The following is an 11,355-nucleotide window of genomic DNA, read 5'->3' on the forward strand; positions in this document are numbered from 1 at the left end:
ACTTAATTCAGGGCTGCATTTAACTTGCGGATACGCAGGTTGATAGAGTAGAAATACCATGAAGACAGTAAGTAGGGTACTAAAACTGCGACCAATAATGGTAATGCAAAAATAAAAAGGACTGCGAAGGTACGAACGTAGAAATACATTTGGCCCGGCTTTAAAGCATGAGTAGGCAGTCCCATTAGTAAATAATAGGTTTCCCCATTCTGTTCTGCTGCATAAACCAGTGAAACCGAATTTCCGTCGGTCGATAGCGTATAACGCATGTCGAGAAAACGATCGGCCAGTTCTTTAAACTGATAATATTTCATTACGCCGGAAGAGTGGTATATCGTTGTGCCATCAGAGACGATCCATTCAAAACGGATTTTCGGATGTTCCTTGGAAAAAGGCGTTAAAGCTGATTCAACTCCATGCTTACTGAATACTTGCTGCTCCTGCACGGATTCTAGTGCGGAATGTGCAATCTTGTCCAGGATGTGCAAGCTATATCCATTATTATCTACATTGTACATCATTTTAAAGAGAATGAGAAATACAACCAGGCTTATTACGTAGCTGAAAATGACGAAAATCCACATTTTTGTGAGAAGTTTCATAGTCCGTCTCCCGATAAACGACATTTCGAATAGTATGAATATGGTGGGAAGACGAAGGCAGGGGTTCTAGCTTTTTGCGTAGTCGGTATATCAAAACGCTTAACGTGTTATCATCATAATTTTCGTGATTCCAGATTTGCTGATAGATTTGTCTTTTGGTTAATACGCGATCTGGATTTTTCATAAACAAATGAATGAGTTCGCACTCCATCTGAGTCAAGGTATAGCTTTCTTCATTATGAATAAGGAGTAGATTGTCAACATCGAGTTTCAAATTATTCAGTTGAAGCACAGGGGTTTTGAGATGGGCTTTGGGACATAGTCGTCTGAGATTGGTTTGTAGACGGGCAATAAGCTCCATCGGACTAAAGGGTTTAGTAACGAAATCTACTGCGCCGAGACCGAGTGCAGTGATCTTATCTTCTTCGTCTCTTGTGGCACTAAGCACGATGACCAGTAGCTCCGATTCATTCTCTCGTAGATAGTTTACCGCGGAGCGCTTGATTTTCTGAAACTCTCTTGAAAAATGGGCTGCGGAAGACAACAGATCGAGAATATTTTGGAACGTTAGCTCGCTATAGCGCTATTGCCGACTAAGCGGAGGATCAAATTGATTATGAAGCCGTATTGGCGGCAGACCTTTAGAAAAGGCTGATTAATTTCGTACCAAGTATGGCTACTGACAATCTTGAGGATGTAAATTTAGAGCCATTCCATGTAATAAGGTTTTCGACATACCCTAATGTATCGGAATTAGAAGTACCAATAATTCGTTGAAGGGCCAGTAAATCATAGCCCATCCTATTTTCGTTGGTAACTATGGGATACAATGCACCTAAAGCAAGAACCTCACCCTTGATCGGTTGTTTGAGTTTTCCATTTTCGTCGTAGTATTGTGATAAATAATCATAGCCTTTGTAACTAATGTCTATTGTGAAAAGCACGTCAAGTTGAGGACTCCCTACACTTACTTTGTAAAAGTCTTCATAATTCACATTGAATTTGTACTTATTATTATATTTTTCAAAATCAAACATTTCACTTAGAACGTTATTCTTGAAGGAATAGATATAGAAAATGCCATATCCGCCGCTTCCTCCTGAATCAATACTTACAAAGATGTCCTTTACGTTGTCCTTAGAAAAATCCCCAAGGAATAGCCTAGGATTATATCCCGCATTGTTTTGAAGATTTACTGTTGTAAATTGGTTAGAATGTCCGTCTTGAATAATAAGCGTAATATTATCTGCGAAGATTCCATTGGGTTTATTTCCATATAAATATACGTTATCCATTATTCCGTCCCCGTTCACATCTCCTTGCTTCATATCAAGCAAAGTAATGCTTCTGTAAGTATACTCTTGGAATTGTCTGTACAAATTAAACAGCCCCTTTTCATTAGTCAAATACCCTGTGTCTACAAATATGTAGGTTAATAACTATATGATTGTGTAGATGCCCATGGACGGCTCTTTGCACATAGTACAATTTATGAAGTTATCCGTCGGTTCGATTGCCGTTACGCTGGCTTATGAAGCGAGGTCGGTTGACACTCTGGAAATTTCTGATATATAATTAGGATGCTAATTATATGAACACGATCTCAGAATGGAGCCGTAACGCATGTCTCAATCCGTCCTATATTTGAAAAGAACCTATATTATTATGCGCAAAGAGCTTGACGTGCGGTTAAGCACATTCAATCTGACGACTTCGCAATTCGAGACCCTGGGTTATTTGGCCCAATCCGGAGGGATGGAGCAGCAGAAGCTCCAGCATCATAGCGGGATTACATCCGCGACGTTGACCGGAATATTAGATAAGCTGGAGGCTCGGTCATACATCTCCCGTAAGCCTAGCCATACAGACGGAAGGGCTAACGTTGTGACGCTCACGCAGCAGGGCAACGAAGTGTTCGGTAAGCTGGTTGATCTTATTCTGGAATTCGAGAACGAGATGCTTAAAGGGTTCACGCAAGCCGAGAGAGATTTGCTGGGACAGTGGCTGCAACGAGTGGCCAAGAACTTAGGGGATAAGGAATATTATTAATAAGGGCTTTTAGCCTTCGCTAATAGCTAGCATCCTAGCAATCTGAGAGGAGGTGAGTGCAATGCAGCGAATATAAGGACGAAGATGAATAACGTTTGTTTTTATAGCTAGCATCCTAACTAATAGGGGGGTTATTATGCGAATCGTAGTTACGGGAGGAACAAGCGGAATCGGTTACGGGACGGCGCGCTTAGCAGCTGAAAGCGGTTGGAAGGTGACGATTGTCGGTCGAAATCGAACGCAAGGCGCGAAAATGGCCGCCGAGCTAGGGGTGGACTACTTTTATGCAGATTTGTCCAAGATGTCGGAAGTACGTCGATTAGCGGAACAGCTCGAAGAACCGATTAATGCGTTAGCGCTGTGTGCGGGAGGCATATCTACCGACAAAGAGGTCCGGCTGACCAATGAAGGATTGGAGGCGACCTTCGCAAGTAACTATTTGAGTAAATTTGTGTTATCGGAGATGCTTCTTCAGCAGAACAAAATCGTACCCGGCGGATGCATCGTTATGGTAGGTGGCAATGGCGTCCACAAGAAGGTTTCAACCGCTTGGGCTGAACCTCAAGCCGGTCTGCAGGCCGCGATGAAGGCGGCGCTTGCGGTCGATCTCTATGCTTCCGAGCTCGCCAAGCGATATCCGAAGTTACGCGTGCATACCTGCTATCCGGGAATGGTTCAAACGAATTTATTCCAAGAGGCGCCATTGCTGTTCCGATTGATGTCTCGATTATTCGGCCAGCCGATAGCCAAAGGTAGCGCGTATCAAGGTCGGCTGATCTTGGAAAAGCATTCGGGGGTGCATTGGAAGCAGGATCGCCCCATGCGTTTCCGCGTTCCCTTGCCCGAAGGCCAAGAAGCCGAGGCGCTATGGGCATATAGTCGACAATATATTTGACCACATAACAAAGGAGGTTAAGCATGCGCTATAAAGCAGGCTGGCTGGTGCAAAATCATATTTTGGCGTTGACGCATTTTGAACCGGTTGTAACGATGGAGGATTTCCGGGATATTGCTAGGGATGCGCATATGGCCTTGCAAGAGGTTACGCAACCCTTTCACCTTCTGATCGATAATCGGATTATCGCCGACAGGACGGTCGCCACTCTGGATTCGATGTTGAAAGCTCTGCCGATCCTCCAACATGAGCACCTGCGATGGATTGTTGTCGTGCTGCCCGAATTCGTCAAAGAGACTGCAGTTGCTAGACAAGTCGAGCGGCATGGAACGATTCAATTGAAACTCGTGGACAGTCTTACTTCCGCATTCCGGCATCTCGTCCGTGAGGATGACCGCATAGACGGGGTGGCTGGCATGGAATCGAGTTGGAGCGATTGGATTTCTTACCCTGACAATCCGATTGCGACGGGAGAAGAGTAGTACCCACGAGGGCTTTCCCGACGCGGGATTGGAGGCTATGACATTCTGGCGGGAGCCGGGGTGTTGTAGCCTCTTTGGAGTTCTTTTGCAAACAATCTGCATACAAGCTGTTGTAGAAAACGCTCGCAACCAACCAGGGCAACCACTGGACTAGGGGGGCAAACTGACCGATGCAAGCGAGCTTTTGTCGGCGTGCCTCCAACCACAAGATCGGCAAGCTTTTCCGTGCGGAATCGGAGGATGATCGCCGTTCGAGGCTATTCTCTGACGTTTCGCTGGCTGTCAAGTATCGGGTATCGTTCTTTCCCCATCCCACCCATCTACCACCGGCATTCCTTTCCATGGCGTTCCTTCCACTTGCTCTCCCTGTCCAGTGTAGCGATCTCGCGGCTTGGACCTCCTTGTGTTCCCAGCCCTTTCGTCTACGGTACCTTACTGGGTGGAGCGTGTCCCGAGATAGTGCACCGGAGCGAGACTTGGCCTCTTGTTTCCTGTGCCCGGAAACATGGTTGGAGTCTACGTAGGCCGGGGACAGACGGGAACCCTCGAGCTTGATAAAGGGCTGAGGGATTTTGATGGCCCTGAATATACATAAAGAAGGGAGGAAGCCTCTTTCAAGTGATTAATTGCTTTCTTAATTCTTTCAGAATTCTTTCATTGTGCTATGTTATCCTTTGAATTGATAAACTTTCGAATTGATAAACTTCACAATAAGAGGAGAGAGAATAAACAAATGAAATGTCTGACACAGAAAAAATCGCTATTTGTAAAAGTAGCTTTGGCAATCGCTCTACTATTTACGGTACAGACGCCTTTACAATCATTTGCAGCACACTTCCAGAGTATAACCAGCTATTCGGCAGGCATTAGAACTAATGATGTGACTAGCGCCGATTTTGACAAGGATGGTAATCTAGATCTTGCTATTTCAAGCTATTCTAATTCCATTTCAAACATCTCAGTTTTACTTGGCAATGGGGATGGTACCTTTGGAGCCTCGACCCAATACGATGCCGGAGGTAAGGCTGAAGCCATAACGAACGCGGACTTCGACGGGGATGGGAACGTCGATTTGGCAACCGCTAACAGGGATTCTAATACGATTTCTATTCTACTAGGAGATGGTAACGGGGGCTTTGCAAGCGCATTGGTTACTCCTGTAAGTACCAGTGTTTTTTCGCTTGCTGCAGCGGATTTTAATAATGACGGGATAATGGATTTGGTAGTGTCCCCTTCGGGAGACGGATATGTGTTTGTGATGTTGGGGAAGGGGGATGGTACCTTTGATCCTTACACTACAGTAGGTATTGGGGCAAAATCTTATCAAGTTGCAACTGGAGATTTTAATGCGGATGGTAATCCGGATTTTGTGGTATGTGCTTATGGTGATCATGCAGTTAGTGTTGTTTTAGGAAACGGTGACGGAACCTTCAATCCTAAAGTAGCTTATAGTACTGGGGAAAACCCGAGAAGAGTAGTTATCGACGATTTGGATAAGGATGGATCCTTAGATTTGATTACGAGTAACTTTTCAGGTACTGTTTCTATTCTACTGGGGAATGGCGACGGTACATTTAATAGTACGGTTAATCAATCTACTGGAGGGGTCGAACCGTGGGCTGTCTTAGTTGGAGACTTTACTGGCGATGGGGAAGCAGATCTTCTAGTAGGCAATTTTGATTCTACATTCCTCTCAATCCTGACTGGCGTTGGTGATGGAACCTTTGAAACAGCAACTGCCTATAATATTAGTTTGGGCAAAGTAATCAACTTTGTTAGTGGTCATTTTAACGGCGATAGCATGTTGGATGTGGCATTTGTTAGAGAACCTACAACTAATCTCTACGTTCTTCTAGGTAATAGTAGAAATGCAGATTTACAAGAATTGAGCCTGTCAGCAGGGGGAGCACTGAACATACCATTCAGTGCGGGTACACTCGGTTATACATCGAGCGTAGATTATAGCGTGAATGAAATAAACGTAACGCCGACCGTATTCGATTCTACGGCTAGGGTGACCGTGCAGGTGAATGGCAGTGGTATGCCGAGGGCGGTAGCCAGCGGGGATGAGAGCAGTGCATTGCCCTTGAACGTAGGCGTGAATAGGATTGACGTGGTGGTCACTGCGCAGGATGGTACGACAAAGAAAACGTACACGTTGGAGGTAACTCGCTTGCCCCAAGTCGTAATACCCGCAACGCCTACTGTTAGCGCGAACGCGAATCTTGACGGTTTAAGCCTGACAGAGGGAGCAACGTTAAGCCCTGCGTTTTCTTCAAACGTATACAGCTACACGTCAGGCGTGGCGAATCACATAGGCGGTATTAGCATAATCCCAACGTTGGCGGATGCGAAAGCGACCGTTAAGGTAGGCATGAATGGGGGGGCGCTAGAGGCAGTTGCTAGCGGAAGCCCGAGCGGTACAATGCCGCTGAATGTGGGAGAGAACGTACTAAATGTGATCGTGACGGCCGAGGACGGCACAAGCAAGAGGTATACCATTTCCCTGACTCGTCAGATCGAGACAGTAACTGAGCCTCAGGAAGTTGTATGTCCATTCACGGATATTGATGAGCACTGGGCAAAGACAGCGATCTGTGAGGCAGTGACCTTAGGGATTGTTACAGGTGTTAGTGCAAATACATTTGCACCGGACAGAACCGTTACTCGAACGGAGTTTGCGGTCATGATGCTGCGCACGCTTGAAATCCCAATTGACGAAGAACTGGGCACTCTTCCGTTCAGTGATAAGGAAAGCATTCCAGACTGGGCAGCGACATCAATCTCCACAGGTGTAACTGAGGGGATGCTCAGTGGTTACTTGGACGGCAAGTTCCGCCCGCAGCAGACCATTACGCGAAGCGAGGTGGCTGCAATGATTGCGAAGGTAATGAAGTGGACGGCAACAACCGAGCATTATTCAAGCTATGCCGACGGGACTAGCATTTCAGAGTGGGCACGAACTTATGTGGAGGCGGTACATGTGAGAGGGCTAATGCAGGGTCGCGGAAACAATCAGTTTGTACCAAATGGGGTTACGACACGAGCGGAAGCTGCAGTCATGATGTTGAGGCTATGGAACAAACAATATGAAATGAATGTTGCTCCCACAAGCTGAAGCGTATGCGGGGAGTTGGAGCGATTGGATTTCGTATAGCGAGAATCCGGTCGCGGTGGGGGACGAAGAGAAGTCTTAAGTAGACATATAGTATGCGCATCTTGAATACATCGCCATATGGGGCTTGTCCCTTGGGCGATGTATTTTTTATTTGAAGTCAACACGAAAAAAAGCGAAACTCGATTCGCACCGAAGTAGCGCAAGAGAATACTTCGGATAGGGATTAAATGTCCAACCTGCATCTTTGGGCCTTAGTTGGAATTCAACTCGGCTTGTTTCAGAAACAGGGTGGATGTGAACGAGAAGACCAGACATACATGACAATGTAACGGGGAAGCAGATTTGGTTGTCATGAGTCATGGGGCATACCAACGAATGGATGCACGCATAAAACTGTAATCCAAGCTTTTGGTCGCAGAAAAACAGATTTACGAGGGGATGCCATTGCTTGATCATGATCAAGTCATGGCAAGGATGCGAAAGAAGATCGATGCAGCCCAAGAAAAAAATTAGTTATTCACCGACAGCAGTCGATGATATGGATGGAATTTTTTCGTATATCACTGGGGAGAATGCTCCTGCGGCAGGACAGTATGCTGAGAAGATTGGATGAATCTATTTTTAAATTAGCCGATTTCTACAATGTGGGTTCTATGCTGCCCGAAGGGACTATCTTCGGAAATTGTTTAGTGCATTTTAAAGAATTGGTTCTGGTTAAACAATATCGCACGGTCTTCAAATGAAATAAAACAGTATATCTATTGAAGCAGAGCAAGGTGAGTTTGTCGCCGTCGCTCTGTTTTTTTATGGAGAAAAACCAACGCCACGTTGTACTAGTCGAGCATGTTACTTACGCTACTTGTGATAAAATTTATGGAAAAAGGTTGTATCTTTTTAGCTGTTCGGTCGTCTAACAAGAAGCTGGCAGAAGGGAGGGACGGGCTGGAAAGCTTTGCTGATGTCTATAAAATGTATGCGGATCAGGTTTATCGATATGTGTTGTCGATGACAGGTGGTTGGGATCAGGCGGAGGATCTAATCCAGGAGACTTTTTAACGTGTTTACTTGCATATTGGTAGATTTAGAGGCGACAGCTCCTTATATACCTGACTATGTCAAATTGCGCGTAAACTATACCTGAATGCAGGGAAGCGAGGAAGCAGGGAGCGCCGCAGCAGTCAACAGCAGCGGATGCAGCAGGCTGCGCCCCAGAGCCAGGGTGATTTTGCAGCCGATCTTGTGAAAAGAGAGCAGGCGACAGCGCTGCATCACGTGCTGCACCGCATGCCGGAGCCATTTAAGGAGGTGTTCACGCTCCGCGTGGCTGAGCTGTTTGGCACTATATTACAGTCATATAAATTTTACGAATTGACCAATTTACAGTGTCAACTGCTTTGACAGAAGTACATGGTGTCCGTTCATTGCATGTCAAACACCGACACTGAGGTTGAGTCATTATTTAGAGAATAAAAAGGATAATTGTCAAAATATATCGAATACCGAATATATAAATGGATTAATCAGCTTACGGAGGAATCAATCATGATTAGAAGCACAAAATTTCTTATTCCCCCTGCGCGAAAAGCACTGATCGAAAGGCCTCGGCTGACGCGAAAACTGGAGGAAGGCATGGAGGTCAAGCTGACGTTGCTGTCTGCCCAAGCCGGCTACGGCAAAACGACAGTATTAAGCGAATGGGCGCGGCAATGCGGCTCTCTGGTTGCCTGGGTTTCGCTGGATAAGTACGATAACGATTGGAGCGCATTCTGGAGCTGTATTATGGCGTCCATACGAGAAAGGCTGCCTCGTTTCGGTGAATCAATAGGCTTTCTGCTAGAACAGGAGTCGGCGGCTTCCATTGATTCCGCCATTGCGGCGTTTTTAAATGAACTTAGCACGATTGACAGCGATTTTGTTCTGATTCTGGACGACTACCATGTCATTTACAATGCACCTGTCAACGAATCGATCAGATATATGCTGCAACATCTGCCTCAGCATGTCCATATCTATATCGCATGTCGTACCGAGTTGCCTTTTCCCACGACCAGGCTTCTTGCAAAAGGCGAGATGCATGTCATTAGAATCGAGGACGTGCGATTCGAGCTGGAGGAGGGTATTGTTTTCTTCCGGGAGACGACGGACTTATCGCTAACGAAGCAGCAAGTCGTCACATTATTTAAACAAACGGAGGGCTGGGTGAGCGGACTTCAGCTTGCGGCCATCACGCTGAAACGAAGCGGCAATATCGCAGATACCATTCGTCAGTTCAACGGCCGACAGCGTCAAATCTCCGATTATTTATTGGAAGAAGTATTCGGGGACTTGCCGGAACCCTTGCGGAGATTCCTGCTATCCACCTCCGTTCTGAGCCGTATGAACGGGGAGTTGTGCGCTGCGGTAACGGGACAAACCGACAGCCAGGGCCAACTTGAGCGATTAGAGCAGTTGAATTTGTTTATTATTCCTTTGGACGAACAGCGCTATTGGTTCCGGTATCACCATCTTTTGGCCGAGTTTCTGCAGCAACTGAGCGCCAAGGAACATCCGGAGCTGTGGAAACAATCTCATCGTCGGGCTGCGATTTGGCATGAAGCTGAAAGGCTCTACGAGGAGGCGGTGGAGCATTACATAAAGGCGCAGCAGTCAGAGGACGCCGTTCGGCTTATCGAACGTATTATGCCGGCTCTCCTATTATTGAAGAGCAATGTGCTTTTAAGATGGATTGCGTCTTTGCCGGAGAGCAGCTACGCACACAAGCCGACGTTCGAATTGTTCTACATCTCTAAATTATTGATGGATGGAAAATGGAGTCAAGGGCTGCACAGGATCGAACAAGCAGAAAAGCGGTTCCAAGCCATGAAAGCCTTTATCCCTGAGCCCGAATGGAATCAGTTGATTGGCAATCTCTATTATCTAGGCGGGATTTTCTCGTATTTACAGCAGAACTTGCCGCTGACCTCACGCTATTTTGAGCTGTCGGAGCTGTATTTGCCGGAGGGAAGCAGTTTCCAGCAATCATCAAGCAAACGGTATCAGGGGCATGAAGGGTTTATGGATCTTCTTTCGCTGACTGACGAACTTCGCGAGGTGGAACAATTTCTGCTGAAGTGGATTAAGGCTTGGGAGAAGAAAAGAGTCTATCCGCATATCGGCTACCTGTATTTGTCGTATGTCCTGCTTCTATACGAGTGGAACCGGTTGGAAGAGGCGGAGTCATATCTCAGACAAGCGATGAGCCGAGAGGATCTGCGGACCAACGTATGGATTTGGATTCAGCTCGGTATTGTCTCATCTGGGCTTCAACAGGCGGTGGAAAGTGGATGTCAAGCGGTCGAATGGCTTGGCCAGTTCGGCTCGAGCGTCGATTCGCCCGATCGGCAAGTTATTTGGAAGAGAATCATAGCGGAGCAAGCCCGGCTTTTCCTAAATCAGGGGCAGCCACGGGAAGCATACGATTGGTTGGAGCAGAGTGGGATGTCGCCTTCTGATGAAGTCTCGGACCGCCATTACGAAGAGTATCTGGTTCTGGCAAGAGTTCTTGCAGCGAACGACCGGACAGAGGACGCACAGCAATTGCTCGAACAACTGGAGCATCTGGCAGACAAGGAGAATCGTTTGCGGGGCCGAATCAAGCTGAAGATCGTACAGAGTTTGGTGCTTCGGCAATCCGATCGTCCTGAAGCGGCGTTTGCTCCCTTGCAAAGCGCCTTGCAGCTCTCGGAACCGGCGGGCTATATTCGCAGTTTCCTCGACGAGGGTCCGCTGATGGTTGAAATGCTGGACGATCTTCTAAACGAACGGCAAGATGCTGCGATGTCACCGTCGCAATTGAAATATATCCGCCTGCTTCTTGAAGCTGCTGGCAATGGTCGGTCCAATAAGCTTTTGCCGGATGATGTGCTGACTGAGAAGGAAGAGCAGGTGCTTGTTTTGCTCACGGAGGGCTTGATCTATAAGGAGATAGCCGATCAACTAAGTATTACCCTGGACACGGTAAAGTTCCATGTAAAGAATGTCTATCGCAAGTTAGGGGTACATAATCGGGTGCAAGCGATTCAACGAGTCAAAGCAGCACCGGCATCCGGTTTGAGGCGATAATAGCGGGGATAAAGCTCTTAGACAGTGCCTATAGGTACTGTCTCTTATGCGTTCGGCAGAGCGTGCAGCGATAAAAAGCCTACCCGATTTAGTGTTGCCGACCTACCC

At 46.8% G+C, this 11,355-nt stretch carries 10 protein-coding genes; 7 read left to right on the forward strand and 3 right to left on the reverse strand.

Features of this window, described 5'->3' with window-relative positions:
• Positions 1-2 precede the first annotated feature (2 nt).
• The 3 genes from FGT79_RS19220 to FGT79_RS19230 form a co-directional block, all read right to left on the reverse strand.
• Positions 3-602 carry a hypothetical protein gene (locus tag FGT79_RS19220; RefSeq protein WP_138754462.1) on the reverse strand — a complete coding sequence of 200 codons (600 nt, stop codon included), beginning with the start codon at positions 600-602 and terminating at the stop codon, positions 3-5.
• Positions 523-1,146: a response regulator transcription factor gene (locus tag FGT79_RS32600; protein WP_171056329.1), complete on the reverse strand. Its 624-nt coding sequence runs from the start codon at positions 1,144-1,146 to the stop codon at positions 523-525. The genes FGT79_RS19220 and FGT79_RS32600 overlap by 80 nt, the downstream gene beginning before the upstream one ends.
• Before the next feature lie 97 nt (positions 1,147-1,243).
• Positions 1,244-1,981 carry a VCBS repeat-containing protein gene (locus tag FGT79_RS19230; RefSeq protein ID WP_138754464.1) on the reverse strand — a complete coding sequence of 246 codons (738 nt, stop codon included), beginning with the start codon at positions 1,979-1,981 and terminating at the stop codon, positions 1,244-1,246.
• Between the two features lie 244 nt (positions 1,982-2,225).
• Here FGT79_RS19230 and FGT79_RS19235 point away from each other — a divergent pair, with 244 nt between their 5' ends.
• From FGT79_RS19235 to FGT79_RS19270, 7 genes are all read left to right on the forward strand, one after another.
• Positions 2,226-2,651, forward strand: coding sequence for a MarR family winged helix-turn-helix transcriptional regulator (locus FGT79_RS19235; protein ID WP_138754465.1), 426 nt, complete (start codon positions 2,226-2,228; stop codon positions 2,649-2,651).
• 136 nt (positions 2,652-2,787) lie between these two features.
• A complete protein-coding gene (locus FGT79_RS19240) occupies positions 2,788-3,546 on the forward strand; it encodes an SDR family NAD(P)-dependent oxidoreductase (protein ID WP_138754466.1) in 759 nt (252 codons plus the stop codon).
• A 23-nt stretch (positions 3,547-3,569) separates the two neighbouring features.
• Entirely contained in the window at positions 3,570-4,028 is a 459-nt protein-coding gene (locus tag FGT79_RS19245) for a hypothetical protein (RefSeq protein ID WP_138754467.1), read from the forward strand.
• Between the two features lie 733 nt (positions 4,029-4,761).
• Positions 4,762-7,146 (forward strand): FG-GAP-like repeat-containing protein, encoded by a 2,385-nt coding sequence (locus tag FGT79_RS19250; protein WP_171056330.1) that lies wholly within the window; start codon positions 4,762-4,764, stop codon positions 7,144-7,146.
• A gap of 448 nt (positions 7,147-7,594) precedes the next feature.
• Entirely contained in the window at positions 7,595-7,759 is a 165-nt protein-coding gene (locus tag FGT79_RS31285) for a type II toxin-antitoxin system RelE/ParE family toxin (protein ID WP_171056331.1), read from the forward strand.
• Between the two features lie 260 nt (positions 7,760-8,019).
• Complete coding sequence (locus tag FGT79_RS19265) at positions 8,020-8,202, forward strand: RNA polymerase sigma factor (protein WP_171056332.1); 183 nt, start codon at positions 8,020-8,022, stop codon at positions 8,200-8,202.
• Positions 8,203-8,688: 486 nt separating this feature from the next.
• Positions 8,689-11,247, forward strand: coding sequence for a winged helix-turn-helix domain-containing protein (locus FGT79_RS19270; protein ID WP_138754470.1), 2,559 nt, complete (start codon positions 8,689-8,691; stop codon positions 11,245-11,247).
• Positions 11,248-11,355: the final 108 nt, after the last annotated feature.

It is taken from the genome of Paenibacillus sinopodophylli (assembly GCF_005930355.1).
GTDB classification, from domain to species: domain Bacteria; phylum Bacillota; class Bacilli; order Paenibacillales; family Paenibacillaceae; genus Pristimantibacillus; species Pristimantibacillus sinopodophylli.